Raw genomic sequence first — 16166 nt, forward strand, 5'->3', positions numbered from 1 at the left:
TCCATAAAATGGACTTTGTCTACAGTCTGAGCTCTTGCCTTGTAAAGGCAAGAGCTTTTTTTGTAAAGCCTTCTTTTTAATAGATTAATAGAAAAAAGCAAAAATCACTTTCTTATGTGATTGATTATACATATAAACCAAAGTTAAAAAAGCGTGATTATTGATAAAAATAATTTATAGAGCATGCCGATAATGAGAGTAAATCAGGCAGTTAAATAACGGTAATTATTACTGAATAAATTTGTGAAATAACGCGTGCAAATAAAGGGCATACTAAGGCTTTGTAGGGATTGTCGACAATATACAATCTTCATGAATAGTGTAAAATTAGTATTTGTAAACGTTTTTTGCTTATTTGAAAAGTTTGATGAAAATTCAATTAGAGAATTCGAAAAAATAGGCAATTTGAAAAGTAGTTTGTCAGAAAATATCAAAATATTGAGGAAACGACCTTTTACTAGTTCGGTGATTGTGCTATCATTTACTTGAACTACGGGTGGCTGATTTGCTCAAGTTCGAACAAACAAAAAAGCAGGGAGGTGAAATAATTTGACACAAATTCTTATACCATTAAAACAACATGTCGGCGCTCCTTGTAAAGGAATCGTGAAGGCTGGTGATCAAGTTCAACGTGGACAACTGATTGCTGAGCCGAATGGTTTAGGTGCAAACATCCATGCAAGTTTTTCTGGAAAAGTAGTAGATGTAGATGGAGACAATATTGTTCTAACGATTGATGAGGAACAAGATTTTTCTAACTATCTGCCTATTCCAGAAACAGATTCGTATGCAAAGGCAGTCGAAGCTGCAGGGATTGTCGGTGCTGGGGGAGCAGGTTTCCCAACATTCTTAAAGCTAGCTTGTGATATTCCAGAAGGAACATTTATCGCAAACGGGGCAGAATGTGAAGCGTTGCTGGCTCATAATGTGAAGCAAATGAGCGAACATATCGATCAATTGATTCGCGGGATGAAGTATTGTATGGAAATGACGAACGCGCCTAAAGGGGTGATTGCGGTAAAAGGCAAACACCGTGTGTTAGTAACGCGTTTATTGAAAGCAGTGGACAACGAACCAACGCTTGACGTTTACCAATTGCCGGATATTTATCCAGCAGGGGATGAGCGTATGATCGTTCGTGAAGTAATGGACATTGTTTTAGAACCAGGCCAGCTTCCAACTGAAGTTGGTGCAGTGATCGACAATGTGGAAACGATCAAACGAATCGCAGAAGCAATTGAAGATCGCAAACCGTTCATTGACAAAGACGTGACTGTTTCTGGTCGTGTAAAACAAAAGGAAACTGTCTTTGTTGACGTGCCAATCGGAACACCGGTCAAAACATTGATCAATAATGTCGGTGGTTACGTTGAACCACATGGCGAGATCGTTATCGGCGGACCAATGACTGGAAGAAGCGGTGATGAGATGACACCCATCACTAAAACAAGTGGTGGCGTATTAGTCGCAATGCCGTTCCCTCAAGAAAGTCGTAAGGTTGGTCTTTTGATCTGCGAATGTGGCGGGTCAGCGGAACGAATGACTGAAATCGCGAATAACATGGGCGCAGAAGTTGTCGCTGCTGAAAGATGCAAGCGAATGGTAGAAGTAAATGGAAGATATAGATGTGCCTTGCCAGGTATTTGTCCAGGTCAAGCTGCTACTGTAATGTCCTTGAAGAAACAAGGAGCAGAAGTAGTGATGACTGGATCCTGTTCCGATTGAACGAACACCGTCATGGGTGTAGCTCCTAGGTTAGGAGTTCCGGTTTATCATCATACAGATCATGTACTGCGGGCAGATGGTCACAGACTATATCGTAAATTACCTACAAACTAAACAAAATTTTAGGAGGATTTAACGAATGTCTATTACAGCAGAAACTGCTCAAGAACATGCCAAAGACCCTGCAGTATTATGTTGCCGTGCAGAAGCAGGCAAAGTAATTGCTCCAGATGATTTAGAAGATCCAGCGATCTTCCCAGATTTAGAGGATTCAGGTTTATTAGAATTGCCTGAAGCGACTCTAACAATCGAACAGGTACTTGGTACCACATTGAAAGAAACAACGGATGCGTTGGTTCCATTAACAAGAGAATTATTAGATGGTGTTTCTGAAGACACTGAAGAAGCAACGGAAGAGGAAGCTCCTGCTGAAGAAGCTGCTCTAGCACCAGTTGCTCCTATTGCTCCGGTAGCACCAGTTGCGCCAGTTGGCGGACAAACGATCAAGATCCATATTGCTGAAGGACGCGGCATTGATTTAGAAGTGCCAATGGCTATTGCAGGTCAAATGGGCGTTGCTCCAGCAGCACCAGCTGCTCCAGTTCCAAGTGAAGCAGCACCAGCACCAATGGCTGAGGCACCAGCTCCAGAAGCGAAAGTAGAAGAAAAAGTCGTTCGTTCAGTTCGTCGTGACCACATGAAGATTGAAAAAGTGATCTTTGGTGAGGAAACGAAAATTGAAGGCACAACTTTAGTTTTACGTAAAATGGAAGATATGTGTGCGGAAGCAGCAGAACTAGAAGAACTAGTTGAAAGTGTTACTTTTGAAATTATTACACCAGATAAATACAACGAATATAGTGAAACGATCATGGACGTACAACCAATCGCTGCCAAAGTTGATGGTGCGGATATCGGCCATGGCGTTACTCGTGTGTTAGATGGCGTTGTTATGGTTCTTACAGGAACAGATGCAAATGGTGTACAAATCGGAGAATTCGGTTCATCTGAAGGTGAATTAGACCGTAACATCATGTGGGGACGTCCTGGTGCACCAGATAAAGGCGAAATCTTCATCAAAACACAAGTAACAATCAAAGAAGGCGCGAATATGGAACGTCCTGGACCATTAGCCGCTCATAAAGCATCTGACTACATTACACAAGAAATTCGCGAAGCTGTTAAAAAAGCAGACGAATCTCTAGTAGTAGCGCAAGATGAAATCGTACAAAAACGTCGTATTGGTAACAAACGCGTGATCATTGTCAAAGAAATCATGGGTCAAGGTGCGATGCACGATAACTTGATTATGCCAATCGAACCAGTTGGAACATTGGGAGCAAAACCTAACGTTGACTTAGGAAATCTGCCAATTATTTTAGCGCCAACAGAAGTATTAGATGGTGGTATCCACGCGTTAACATGTATTGGACCAGCATCAAAAGAAACTTCTCGTCACTATTGGAGAGAACCATTAGTACGTGAAGCGATGGAAGACGAAGAAATCGATTTAGTCGGTGTTATGTTTGTTGGTTCTCCGCAAGCAAATACTGAAAAATACTATGTTTCTAAACGTTTAGGTATGACAATCGAAGCAATGGATGTTGACGGCGCGATTGTTACTACTGAAGGATTTGGTAACAACCATATCGACTTTGCTTCTCATATCGAAGAAATCGGTAAACGCGGCATTAAAGTTGTCGGAGACTCTTATTCGGCTGTACAAGGTGCGCTAGTTGTTGGGAACCCAGAAATGATTGCAATGGTAGATAACAACAAATCTATGCAAGGGATTGAAAATGAAATCCTTTCAAACAACACACTTTGTAAAGAAGACGCAATTCGTGATTTAGCAATGTTGAAAACATTAATGGGTGGCGGAACAATCAAAGCCGCTGAACGTAAATGGAACCCAAATGTGAAAGCAAACAACATTGAAATCATTGAAAAGACTACTGGTAAGAAGATCGACCTAGTAGATAATGAACAAGTCTTGCCTAAGAGTAAAAAACGCCAAGAAATTTACGAAGTAGAATAAGGTGAAGTAATGGATGGAATGAACAAACTCAAATATATTTCGACGGAACAAATGTTTGAAGGGATTATCGTTGAACTTTACGATGCCAGCGTTACGATCGACTTAAAGGGTCGATTAGGCCAGCTTAAAATACCCCGTCGAATGATCATTTCTGAATATGATTTAGAAATCGGTCAAGAAGTTGGGTTTTTAATGACCTATCCAGAAGTTTTGGCGGAAGAGCCGGACGAGCATTACAAAACTGCTATTTATGAGCATGAACGTCGTCGGGCCGAAGCCAGAAGAAAACGTGAAGAAGCAGGAGAGGAGAATTAACACATGGGCTTAACAGTCTTTGAAGGGTTACAGTCAGAAATTTTTGTGCCGATTACGCCAAAATCTGTCTTTACCCCTGTGAAAAAAGAGCTTAAAGAAATGCGTGTGGCATTAGCAACAGCAGCCGGCGTACACTTAAAAACAGATAAACGGTTTAACTTAGCGGGAGATACTTCTTTCCGTGAAGTACCAGATACAGCATCAACAGATGAATTGATGGTTTCTCATGGTGGATACGATAATGCCGATGCAAACCGCGACATTAACGCAATGTTCCCATTAGACCGTCTACACGAATTAGCAGCGGAAGGATTCATTAAAGAATCTGCCCCTGTACACTACGCATTTATGGGTGGTGGTGGAGACCAAGACGCATTCCACGATGTGACTGGACCAGCTATCGCTCAAAAATTAGTAGAAGAAGAAGTCGATGCAGTTATTTTAACCGCTGGCTGAGGAACCTGTCATAGAACTGCCGTGATCGTGCAGAGAGCTATTGAGGAAGCGGGAATTCCTACTATTTTAATCGCCGCATTACCACCAGTTGTACGTCAAAATGGTACTCCACGTGCCGTTGCACCACGCGTACCAATGGGTGCCAATGCAGGTGAACCACATAACATTGAAATGCAGACAGGTATCATGAAGGATACTCTAGAAGCATTAGTATCAATCGAAACGCCAGGGAAAATTGTTCCATTACCTTATGAATACATTGCCCACGTCTAAATCAAGAGGCTGATTTAATAAGTGCTCTGCGTCGAGAAATAAGGCAAAAATTCCTGAAATTGCTTTTCAAATTTTTGTGAATTTTCGACTTATTTCTGAAGACGCTACTTATTAATCGCCGCTTACGTTGAAAGTAGGTGTGAATGATGCGAGGCGAAACTTTAAAGATCAAAGTGTTTCACATGGAAGAAGTTTCCGTTGGAGACGGCTTTCGTGTCAAACCCAATCAGTTACAAATTGATCAAGACTTTGACTGTAAGGACGCCGCTATTCAGAAGCTGACGATTCGATTACTCCCACCACACCAACATGATGTTGAAACCAACACCATCATGGATATCATTCCGATTTCCACGAAGGTGTTGGGTGTGTTGGGTTCAGGGATCACGCATACACTTACCGGTGTTTCTGTCGTTATGACAGGAGCGATCGAGGATGGAGAACAAATGCATGAATTTGGCTCGTCTGAAGGTGTTTTGCGTGATCATTTAGTATTGAATCGAGCAGGGACGCCTAACGCTGACGACTACATCATTTTAGTAGATCTGTTAGCGAAAAAGGGGACTCCTTTTAATCGTGAGCTCTGTCTCAAAATGTTTGCGATTGTGGATGATTTTATCCAAGAAATTCGTGAAAGAATGAAGATGTTAGAAGGCAAAGATGCTTGCGAGTCACATGTGTATGAAGAGAATATCAATCCTGGAAAACCTAAAGTTGCTTTGGTCAAACAAGTGGCTGGTCAAGGGGCGATGTATGATATGCTGCTTTATCCAAATGAACCAAGTGGTTTTAAGGGTGGCTGTTCTATCATTGATATGAACAATATGCCCGTCTTCCTAACAGCAAATGAGTATCGCGATGGAGCGATTCGTTCCATGGTTTAACTGAATAACGGATAGGTGGTGGCGTTATGGGAATAGGCCCATCAACGAAGGAAACATCACTGCATCACTTTCAAGATCCGCTCGTCGATCTTCTAGGAAAAGATCCTGACATTGATTTTCAAGGAGTCGTTGTAGTAGGGACACCCCAAAGTAATGCCATGAAGTATTTAGTCGGACAGCGAACCGCTGCCTGGTTAGAAGGAATGCGCACGAATGGTGTAATCGCTACAACGGATGGCTGGGGAAATTCGGATGTAGATTTTGCGAACACCTTAGAAGAAATCGGACGGAGAGATATCAGTGTGATTGGACTTAAGTTCATTGGTACACAAGCAAAATTTGTTGTAGAAAATGACTTTACGAAGCATGTTTTAGACTTTAATAAATCAGAAGCTGGTATCGAAACAGAAGTAGTTGGTGAAAATACGATCAATCAACGAGATGCAGTTAAAGCGCTTGCGTCAATTAAATTAAAAATGCGTAAGGACAATCAACAGATACGTTAATTATCCGATCTGCATTTCACAAAGATAAGCACTAGTAATATAAAAGCCTTAAGAGGCTATACAGCATGAGAATCAAACGATTTTTTCAAGAGGAAAAATCATTCATTAATACGAACAAGGAGGGCAATCATGAAAGTATCAAAAATGATTTCAGCAATCGACACACATACAGCAGGTGAAGCTGCTCGTCTAATCATCGGTGGAATACCAAAATTCCCTGGAGAAACAATGGCTGAAAAGAGAGCGTATTTAGAAAACGAAGCAGATGACTTGCGTAGAATGTTGATGCTGGAACCACGTGGACACCGTGATATGTTTGGTGCCTTTATTACAGAGCCTGTTCACAAAGAAGCTGACTATGGCATTATTTTCATGGATTCAGGCGGCTATTTGAATATGTGTGGTCATAATACGATTGCAGCAATGACCTCAGCGGTTGAACAAGGCTGGATCGATGTAAAAGAAGGCGACCGTGAAGTAAAAGTTGTTCAGGATACACCAGCGGGAATCGTTCACGGAACGGTGCATTTAGATGAAGACTACTCAGCAGAGTCAGTATCATTCGAGAATGTGGAATCATTCCTTTATAAAGAAAATGTAACCGTCAATGTTCCTGAAATCGGTGAATTGACCATGGATATTTCCTTCGGTGGAAGCTTCTTTGCTATCTTGCCAGCTTCATCCATCGGTCTAGAAATCAAACCAGAAAACGCGTCGAAATTTAATGAACTCGGCATGATTATTCGTGATGCAGTGAATGAGCAAATCGAGATTCAACACCCAACACTGGATCACATCAAGACGGTTGACCTTGTGGAATTTTATGGTCCAGCAACAAGCCCAGATGCGACCTATCAAAATGTTGTTGTATTTGGTGACGGACAAGTGGACCGTTCTCCTTGTGGAACGGGTACAAGTGCAAAACTTGCGACATTATATGGCAAGGGCGAAATGAAAGTTGGCGACACATTTGTGTATGAAAGTATTTTGTGCACGAAGTTTAAAGGTGAAATTGTTGAAGAAGCAGAAGTCGGAGGATACAAAGCAATTATTCCTCGTGTAACGGGTTCCGCGTATGTCACTGGATACAACTCATTCTTAGTTGATCCGAAAGATTCCTTGAAGGATGGATTCCTTTTAGGATAGAAATGAAGGAGGGGTAATATGGTAACACTATTATTAGCGATTTATGTTGGTTTGATTTTAATGCATTCATTCGTAATGGGAAGGGATTTAGTCAAACATAAAAGCGATTTAGGTCATGGGAATTGGGCTGTATCAGGAGTTATTGGTTTCGTTACTGACTTTTTAGATACTTTAGGGATCGGAAGTTTTGCACCAACAGCAATGCTGTTAGATTTTACTAAACAATTAGGTGCTGACCGTCTACTTCCAGGTACATTAAACGTTGCCCATGCCATTCCGGTATTGGTTGAAGCGTTCATCTTTACAACAGTTGTTGATGTTGCACCTATGACGCTATTTTCTTTGATTATTTCAGCGACGATCGGTTCATTTATCGGTTCTAAATTTGTAACGAAATTGCCAGAAAAGAAAGTTCAATTTTGGATGGGCTGGGCATTGATTGTTACTGCAGTTCTTATGGCGTTACGTCAAACCGGCATGTTGAATATGTTAGGGGAAGGAAATACTGCAACTGCATTGACAGGAATCAAATTAGTAATTGGTATTGTCATTAACTTTATTTTAGGTGCGTTGATGACAATTGGTGTTGGTCTATATGCGCCATGTATGGCTATGGTGTATATGTTGGGATTAAGTCCGTTAGTAGCTTTCCCTGTAATGATGGGATCTTGTGCAGGTTTAATGCCAGTTGCAAGTATTAACTTTGTTAAAGAGGGAGATTATGCTCGTAAAGTTAGTTTAGCCATTACTATTGGTGGAATTATCGGTGTAATTATTGCAGCGAAATTTGTCACTGGCTTGAATCTAGATATTTTAACTTGGATCATTATCTGTGTAATTGTATATACGGGTATTACCTATATCTTAAAGAGTCGTAAGCCAGCAACTGCAGCGTAATAAAAAGTAAAAGCTTCCGTCTTATTTTAAACGGTTGCTGAAAAATAATCACTATGTTGAACCTTGTCTGAAGCCAAAAGAGCTTCAAGCAGGGTTCTTTTTCTGTTCAAAGAATGGTGGCTCGAAAAATACTGAAAAACAATGAAATTATATTTATTTTTTGATAGAATAAGCCAAACGTTTTCAGGATTGGAGGAGGATAAATGAATGTTCAAGATATATTGAGACTGCCTTCAATGAAAGAGGCTAAAATAATTGCTGGTGAGTCTCAAAGCCAATGTTTGGTTACTACAATCACTGTTTTAGAGGTTTCGGAACCAAGTTTATATAGTCAGATGCCTATTAAGGGAGAGTATTCAGGAAACGAACTGGTTCTTACATCATTTGCTCAAATTGCGAAAAATATAGAGAAACAGCTTGAGATAGTTTCCATTTTACATCAACACAATCAGCTGGGAATTGTCCTCTATTATGTTGGACTGATCATGCCGGATGTTTCGGAGAAATTGATTGAAAAAATGAATGAACTGAACATGGTCTTAATTTTAATGCCCGTAAATCGGATTGACCTACGGTACAGTGAAGTTATATCCGAAGCATTATCATACATTAATGAAGAGGAAAACGAATTAGAACCGCATCTGGACATTTTGATAGAGACCATCCGTCATTTGCCACCGCCCAATCAAATTGAGACCGCACTGAGTATTTTATCCGACAAATTCAAATGCAGCCTATTCATTAAGAGCCGTGAAGAGGAGGTTTTACTTTCAAAGACATGGCCGCGAAGTCTGGATCAAAGCTTGAGAGAAATCATTGCAGAAAAAAATACAGCTATGGGAGTGAAAAATTCTCCGATAGAGTTTAATCAGATTTATTATTTCCAAACGGATGTTCATTTGAACCTAACGGCTGTTGAAAATCAGTATTATTTAACGATTTTTAAAAAGGAGCCTTTGGCAGAAAAACAGCTGGAGGGAATAAAAACAATTATCGAAAAGACAATTAAGTATTTTGGAGAAGAACAGTTGTTAAATACGGGACAGCAATTCTTTTCGGCTTGTCAGACAGGAGATTATCATACCGCTGATTTATTGGCTCAAAAAGAAGGCGTGGATGGAAGCAGGCCCTTAAGATTGTATTGTTTCGAGAGACAAACAGCGAAGAGAAATGAACGCAATATTCAGCTGAAGGGAATCTATTATAAAGAGCGAAATCTGGAATGGGTGATTGGCAATGTTTCAGAAGAAGTACCGTATGCTGCGTTCTCTTTAAATGATTTGCCTTCAGAGTATGTATTTATTAGTGGAGAATTCATGGGTTTGAGTTCTGTTTCGTCTCAAATGAACTATATAGAAACTCAAATAGAGGATAGTAAGCGGGTCTTTCCGCGAAAGCACTATTTTTATCCTGAAGATCTTTACTTGCTGCAAGATGTAACACAAGAAACTGCCTCTATTTTTTTAGATCGTTATTTAGAGGAGGAGTTGATCGATACTTTAGCAGCATTCTTTTTAGATTGTAACGAAAACATAAACGATACGGCTCATTTACTTTTTTTGCATAATAATACGATTAAATATCGCTTGAAACGAGCACAAGAACGATTAGGCTTATCTTTTTCTCATACAGCATCACGCTACTTATTGATAAAAAACTTGATTTATTATCGAAAATATAAATAAAACATTGAAAGGAAGCTGGTTTTGTCTAATTGGACAAAACGACTTCCTTTCTTTTGTCTTAATAACATAGCCATTATTTTCTCATTTAGCTATAATGATAAAATATTTATTTATCAGAATATTCAGAAATGAGGGGAAATTATGGAAGAAGTGGTAGAAACGAATTCGGGAAATTATGAGAGAGAACGAGTCCCTGAAAAAGATCGAAAACGTTGGTTATCAATTAGTATGGTTTGGATTGCAATTGGTATCGACTTGTCAGGAATGTTTATGGGGGTCGCGTTGTCTCAAGGCATGGCCTTTTGGACAGCTATCGCAGCAGTAATAATAGGATCAATTATTTTAGGTCTACTGGCGATTGGTACAACCTATATTGGGGCCAAAGCAGGTTTGTCAACAGGAATGATATCCAGAATTTCTTTTGGCAAGAAGGGCGCTTCGCTGATGGGGGCCATTATGGGGATTTCTTCTTTAGGCTGGTTTGGCGTTCAAATTGGTTTTTTTGCAGAGAATATCGGATCAGCGATTAGTCAATTAACAAGTACGACTGTTCCATCATGGTTGCTATCTTTAATTGGCGGCGGTTTAATGATGCTTTCCGCGTTTTGGGGCTATCAAGCGATTGAAAAGCTGTGTACTTATTCGGTTCCACTATTGGCGGCATTGATTATCGTGGCAACAATTATGTCAATCAATAAAAATGGCGCATCGGGATTAGCTATCCCGCCTCAAGCTTCAACGATTTCTTTTGGTTTGGCGGTTTCTCTTGTAATCGGCGTGTATATGGTAGGGGTAGTAATGGCTCCAGATGTTGCTCGATGGGCGCAAAATCCTAAACAAGCGATGATTGCAGGGTTTGTCGGGTTTACGATCGGGAATAGCTTTATGATCATTATTTCATTGATTCTGGTAAAGGTTATGAAGACGGCTGATCTTACGGCGGTATTCTTTGCTTTAGGTTTGGGGATTCCCTCTATTTTAGTTTTGACGCTGGCGCAGTGGACGACGAATACGAACAATCTTTATTCGGCTTCTTTAGATTTTTCAATCGTATTCAAACGCGTGAATCCTAAAGTGATTACAATTATTTGCGGATCTTTAGGGATTTTGATGGCCATGTTTGGTATTTACGGAATGTTTGAAAACTTCTTATCGATTGTTACAGTTTTAGTTTCTCCAATTGCTGGAATCTATATGATTGATTATTTTCTTTATAAAGAAAAGTATGAGTTTTCCTTCGAGGAGAAATTACAGGATTATTATCCGGTATCTATTATTTCTTGGGTGATTGGAAGTACGGTTGCCTTTATGACAAGTCAACCGCCTGCAGGTTTTGGACTATTCACCTTAACCAATATTTCTGCTTTGGACGGAATTATTGTAGCAGGGATCTGCTATTTTGTTTTAACGAAATTAACTAAAGGACGGAAATAACTTATGGAATGGATCACGGAAAAGGATTTAGAGAATATTTCAGTTGGAGCAACTTTATTAGGAACTGGCGGAGGTGGCGATCCTTTTGTTGGTAAGTTAATGGCGATGCAAGCAATTCAAAAATATGGTCCAGTGAAAGTATTGCAGCTGGACGAGTTAGATGATGAGGAGTTAGTTATGCCTGTCGGCTCTATCGGAGCACCGTCTGTTTCGAATGAAAAAATAGCTTCAGAAGAAGAAATATATGCGCCTGCCGAAGCGTTAAAAGAATTTTTTCCGGAAAGAACGCAAGCGATTATGCCCATTGAAATTGGAGGAGGAAACTCGTTACTGCCAATTGCCTGTGCAGCTAAGATGGGTCTGCCAATTGTTGATGCTGATGCGATGGGGCGAGCTTTTCCTGAGTCCCAAATGGTGACCTTCTTTTTGAAGGGCTACCAACCAGAGATTGTGTCAATGGCAGATAGTCAGGGAAATCGGATTATTTATTATCCGAAAGATGGAGCATGGTCAGAGAAGATTGCTCGTGCTGTTACGGATGTCATGGGTGGGAGTGCGAACATGGCTGATAATATTTTTCCCGGAAAAATTGTTAAAGAATGCGGTATCGGCGGTACGTTATCACTAGCTAAAAAAATTGGAGAAGAATTATCAAGACTGAATGAAATCGATTCTCCAGTCAAAAGATTATTATCTCTTTTAAAGGGCTTCTCTTTGTTTGAAGGGAAAATAGATCATATCGAACGTAATGTCGAAGGTGGCTTTACAAAAGGAAAAGCCACGTTAGCAGGAATTGGCTGTAACAAAGGAGAGAAGCTAGAGTTACTTTTTCAAAATGAACTATTGTTGGCTAGTAAAAATGGGAAAGTTCTCGCATCTACACCAGATTTGATTTGTGCGTTGGATTATGAGACAGGAAAACCGATTACAACAGAGACTTTACGGTATGGTTCCCGAGTTCATGTGATTGCTCTAGCCTGTGATCCTAAGTGGCGAACAGAAAAAGGCATTGAAGTAGCGGGTCCTAAATATTTTGGCTACGAAATAGAGTACACACCGGTGGAAGAATTGATGGGAGAAGAAAGCATATGTATCGATTAGGAATTGATGTTGGCGGGACCAATACAGATTGTGCGATTTTAGATGAATCATTAAATTGTATAGGAAAAATTAAAAGCCCTACGATGGAGGATGTCAGTCAGGGGATCAATGTAGCGATAAGAAAGATTCTAAAAGAAACGAACATTCCGACAGAAAAAATCAGTGTAGTGATGTTAGGGACGACTCATTGTACAAATGCCATTGTCCAAAGAAAAGAATTGAGTAAGATCGGCATTATTCGTCTAGCCAAGCCAGCAACAACGGCGGTTGCGCCAATGGTTGGATGGCCGGAAGATCTTTCTAGCCAGATGAGTACGCAGTCTTTTATTGCTTCTGGCGGTTATGAATACAATGGCGATCAGATCGCAGAAGTGGATGAAAATGAAATTCGAGAAATTTGTCAACAGATGAAAGGAAAAGTCGAAGCAGTTGCAGTTATTGGCGTCTTTTCCCCTGTAAGTAATGCGCAAGAAAATCAAGTGGCTGCGATCGTTCAAGAAGAAATCGGCGTGCCAGTTACTTTGTCTAGTGAAATCGGCTCAGTAGGATTGCTGGAAAGAGAAAATGCGAGTATTTTGAATGCAGCTCTTACAGAAACAATTGCTCAAATGATCTCTGGATTAAAAGAGGCGTTGAAGAATAACGATCTAGAAGCAGCTGTATATATTTGTCAAAATGATGGTACTTTGATGGATTTAGAAAAAGCCTTGAATTATCCAGTATTGACCATTGGATGTGGACCAACGAATTCCATTCGTGGGGCCGCACATTTAAGCTCTTTGACGGATGCTCTAGTTGTTGATGTCGGTGGAACAACCACAGATATTGGGGTGCTAAAAAATAGTTTTCCTCGAGAATCGTCATTAGCGACGACAATTGGAGGAATCAGAACAAACTTCCGAATGCCCGATGTACTTTCTATTGGTTTAGGCGGCGGGACGCTTATTCATCAGGAGGAGCCTTTTAGAGTCGGACCAGATAGCTTGGGTTACCGGATCTTGGAGGAGAGTCTATCCTTTGGCGGAAAGGTTCTGTGCACAACAGATATCGCCATTGCGAACAAAACAGATCACCCTGTTGATGGAGCTATTTCACAGAATTTAGATGAAGCGCTGGTTTTTCAAGCTAAGGAAAAAATAAAAGAACTGATTGAAGATGCGATTGATCAGATGAAAACGGATAGTCAAGAGATCCCGGCCATTTTAGTTGGCGGCGGAAGTATCATCTTGCCAGAAACAATGGCGGGTGTATCTGAAGTCATTATTCCAGACAATTATGATGCCGCGAACGCTATTGGGGCCGCTTTAGGTGAGGTAGCGGGTGAAGTAAATTCTGTTTATTCTTTGGAGCATCATACTCAAGAGGAAGTTGTAGACATCGCGATTGAAGCTGCAAGACAAGCGGCGGTAACATCAGGTGCTTCTCAGGATACTCTGAAGACCGTTTTTGTAGAGGTTATTCCACTAGCTTATTTGCCTAAGCAAGCCGTGAACATCAAGGTAAAGGTGGCGGGGAAATTAAGCTTTTCTAAAGCAACAGCAATGGAAAAAGTTAGGAGCTAAACCACTTAGCTAATCTAGCAGTTTTTTCAGATAATAAGTGAAAAATGTGCGTTTCCTAATATCTAGGGGACGCACTTTTTATGCTTCTCTAATAAAGTAAGCGGCATTATTTAAAACGTTTTTATGATATGTGACAATCGTTATAAATTGGGCGTAAATAGACGTAGAGAAACAAAAAGTAAACTGTTATAATAGAGAGCGTGAAGGATGGTGGAAAACATGGAGACAGTCCAACAATTAATCGTCTGTGGTGGCTGCAACGCAAAGATCGGTCCAGGAAATTTAGGGGAGCTGTTAGCAGATCTACCTAAAGCAACCAATGAAAATTTATTGGTAGGATTTGATTCCACAGATGATGCTGCTGTTATTAAACTGCGTGATGATTTAGCGATTATTCAGACATTAGATTTTTTCCCGACGATGGTTACTGATCCGTATCTTTTCGGTAAGATCGCGGCCGCAAATGCATTGAGCGATGTCTATGCGATGGGAGGCGAAGTATTGTCAGCGCTGAATATCGTCGCGTTTCCAGAAGAAAAAGAGTTGACCATTTTAAAAGAAATCTTACGAGGCGGTGCAGAGAAGGTCCAAGAGGCTGGCGCGATTTTAGCTGGCGGGCACTCGATTCATGACCAGTCAGTAAAATATGGCTTGTCTGTTACCGGTACGATCGATCCAAATAAAATTTATCAAAACAATACGTGTCAATTGGGAGACCATTTGATTTTGACGAAGCCGTTGGGTGTCAGTATTATAACGGTAGGCTATAGTGCTGAAGAAATTAGCGAAGAAGCATTTGTGAAAGCCACCACGAGCATGGAGACACTGAACAAATACGCGATGGATATCATCCGCAAGTATTCCATTCACAGCTGTACGGATGTGACGGGTTTTGGTTTAGCGGGACACTTGCATGAGATGTTGAATGATCGCTTTAGTGCGGAAATCCAATCGAAAGACCTGCCTTATTTTGAGGAGGCTTATCAAGGAGCCAAAGAATTTATCCTAACTGCTGGTGGTCAACGCAACCGGAACTACATGGAGGATAAAATTGATTTTCAGATTGATGATTTTGGGATTGAGGAATTATTATTCGATCCGCAAACCTCTGGCGGGCTGTTAGTTAGTGTGCCGGCTGAAGAAGTAGACGCTCTGCTAAAAGAGTTACAAGCGGCGGGGATTCCTGCGCAGGATTTTGGGTCTGTTATTGAGCAACAAGACAAAGAATTGATTGTTTATTAGAGAGGTGGATAAATATGTTTAAAATCGATGCTTTAGACAAAGCTTGTCCGTTACCAGTTATTGAAACGAAGAAGGCCTTACGGGAGCATGAAGTTGTACAAACACTAGTTGATAACGAGATTGCCACACAGAATTTGAAAAAAATGGCGGAACAATTAGGCTATATTTATCAGATGGATCAAGATGCGCCGAATCATTACACGGTGGTTATTTCTAAAGAAAATGTGGATTTGACCGAGGAAGTACCTGAAGCAGCGGAACCAATCGCAACGGTAGAGGATTATATTGTTGTGGTTGATACGAATGTGATGGGACGCGGTTCAGATGAACTAGGAAAGAACCTGTTGAAGGGATTCATTTACTCTCTGACTGAACAGGATATACTGCCAGAAAAGGTTATTTTCTACAATGGCGGTGTGCAATCCGTCGTAGAAGGTTCAGACTCATTGGAGGATATTCAAGGTTTGGCTGATCGAGGGGTAGAAATCTACGCTTGCGGCGCGTGCTTGAATTTCTATGAATTGACAGCAGCTGTCGGTGAAGTTACGAATATGTATCGTATCGTAGAAATGATGCGTCAGGCTCCGAAGATCGTTAAACCATAAGAACAAGAGGATGAAAAAGGAGCAGTTTTTATGCAGACATACGGTGTTGCGCTATTTTATTCAACCCGGGAGGCCATGAAAGCTGAGGAAATTGCGAAGGAAGCCCAACTTGCCGTTCGAATCATTCCCACACCGGAAAAGATTCATGCTAGTTGCGGCTTTTCTTTGAAATATCCTTTGGCTGAAGAAGACATGTTAAGGTCTTTGCTCACTGAGGCGATGATTGCTTCAGAAGGCTTTTATCATGCCGTCCAAGAGGGGTTGAAAACCGACTATACGTTGACTCAGAAAGGATAA

At 40.7% G+C, this 16166-nt stretch carries 16 protein-coding genes; all 16 read left to right on the forward strand.

Annotated features, from left to right (window positions below):
* The first annotated feature begins 549 nt into the window (after nucleotides 1-549).
* The 16 genes from prdC (at nucleotide 550) to RV13_RS14155 (ending at nucleotide 16166) form a co-directional block, all read left to right on the forward strand.
* Nucleotides 550-1839: a proline reductase-associated electron transfer protein PrdC gene (gene prdC, locus RV13_RS14080; RefSeq protein WP_174520513.1), complete on the forward strand. Its 1290-nt coding sequence runs from the start codon at nucleotides 550-552 to the stop codon at nucleotides 1837-1839.
* A 25-nt stretch (nucleotides 1840-1864) separates the two neighbouring features.
* Complete coding sequence (gene prdA, locus RV13_RS14085; protein ID WP_060789390.1) at nucleotides 1865-3763, forward strand: D-proline reductase (dithiol) proprotein PrdA; 1899 nt, start codon at nucleotides 1865-1867, stop codon at nucleotides 3761-3763.
* A gap of 9 nt (nucleotides 3764-3772) precedes the next feature.
* The gene (locus tag RV13_RS14090) at nucleotides 3773-4078 is read left to right on the forward strand and encodes a CBO2463/CBO2479 domain-containing protein (protein ID WP_060789389.1); all 306 of its coding nucleotides are present in this window, start codon (nucleotides 3773-3775) and stop codon (nucleotides 4076-4078) included.
* A 3-nt stretch (nucleotides 4079-4081) separates the two neighbouring features.
* Nucleotides 4082-4534, forward strand: a complete 453-nt coding sequence (locus RV13_RS21740; protein ID WP_010744012.1) for a glycine/sarcosine/betaine reductase selenoprotein B family protein — start codon at nucleotides 4082-4084, stop codon at nucleotides 4532-4534.
* A gap of 27 nt (nucleotides 4535-4561) precedes the next feature.
* Nucleotides 4562-4807, forward strand: coding sequence for a hypothetical protein (locus RV13_RS21745; RefSeq protein ID WP_196805502.1), 246 nt, complete (start codon nucleotides 4562-4564; stop codon nucleotides 4805-4807).
* Between the two features lie 146 nt (nucleotides 4808-4953).
* Nucleotides 4954-5691 carry a proline reductase cluster protein PrdD gene (gene prdD, locus RV13_RS14105; RefSeq protein WP_060789388.1) on the forward strand — a complete coding sequence of 246 codons (738 nt, stop codon included), beginning with the start codon at nucleotides 4954-4956 and terminating at the stop codon, nucleotides 5689-5691.
* A 26-nt stretch (nucleotides 5692-5717) separates the two neighbouring features.
* Entirely contained in the window at nucleotides 5718-6197 is a 480-nt protein-coding gene (locus RV13_RS14110; protein ID WP_028021056.1) for a glycine/sarcosine/betaine reductase component B subunit, read from the forward strand.
* Nucleotides 6198-6326: 129 nt separating this feature from the next.
* On the forward strand, nucleotides 6327-7343 hold the full coding sequence (locus RV13_RS14115; protein WP_010744008.1) for a proline racemase family protein: 1017 nt from the start codon (nucleotides 6327-6329) through the stop codon (nucleotides 7341-7343).
* A gap of 18 nt (nucleotides 7344-7361) precedes the next feature.
* Complete coding sequence (locus tag RV13_RS14120) at nucleotides 7362-8240, forward strand: TSUP family transporter (protein WP_028021054.1); 879 nt, start codon at nucleotides 7362-7364, stop codon at nucleotides 8238-8240.
* A gap of 203 nt (nucleotides 8241-8443) precedes the next feature.
* Entirely contained in the window at nucleotides 8444-9925 is a 1482-nt protein-coding gene (locus RV13_RS14125; RefSeq protein ID WP_071875971.1) for a PucR family transcriptional regulator, read from the forward strand.
* Nucleotides 9926-10066: 141 nt separating this feature from the next.
* Entirely contained in the window at nucleotides 10067-11359 is a 1293-nt protein-coding gene (locus tag RV13_RS14130) for a cytosine permease (protein ID WP_060789387.1), read from the forward strand.
* A gap of 3 nt (nucleotides 11360-11362) precedes the next feature.
* A complete protein-coding gene (locus RV13_RS14135; protein ID WP_060789386.1) occupies nucleotides 11363-12460 on the forward strand; it encodes an S-methyl thiohydantoin desulfurase family protein in 1098 nt (365 codons plus the stop codon).
* The gene (locus RV13_RS14140) at nucleotides 12448-14022 is read left to right on the forward strand and encodes a hydantoinase/oxoprolinase N-terminal domain-containing protein (RefSeq protein ID WP_060789385.1); all 1575 of its coding nucleotides are present in this window, start codon (nucleotides 12448-12450) and stop codon (nucleotides 14020-14022) included. Before RV13_RS14135 ends, RV13_RS14140 begins: the two co-directional genes overlap by 13 nt.
* 219 nt (nucleotides 14023-14241) lie before the next feature.
* Nucleotides 14242-15264: a selenide, water dikinase SelD gene (selD, locus tag RV13_RS14145; protein ID WP_060789391.1), complete on the forward strand. Its 1023-nt coding sequence runs from the start codon at nucleotides 14242-14244 to the stop codon at nucleotides 15262-15264.
* 14 nt (nucleotides 15265-15278) lie between these two features.
* Nucleotides 15279-15869 carry a sulfurtransferase-like selenium metabolism protein YedF gene (yedF, locus tag RV13_RS14150; protein ID WP_060789384.1) on the forward strand — a complete coding sequence of 197 codons (591 nt, stop codon included), beginning with the start codon at nucleotides 15279-15281 and terminating at the stop codon, nucleotides 15867-15869.
* Nucleotides 15870-15899: 30 nt separating this feature from the next.
* Nucleotides 15900-16166, forward strand: coding sequence for a putative Se/S carrier protein (locus RV13_RS14155; protein ID WP_028021047.1), 267 nt, complete (start codon nucleotides 15900-15902; stop codon nucleotides 16164-16166).

The sequence above is a fragment of the Enterococcus raffinosus genome, assembly GCF_001886185.1.
Taxonomy (GTDB): Bacteria; Bacillota; Bacilli; order Lactobacillales; family Enterococcaceae; genus Enterococcus_A; species Enterococcus_A raffinosus.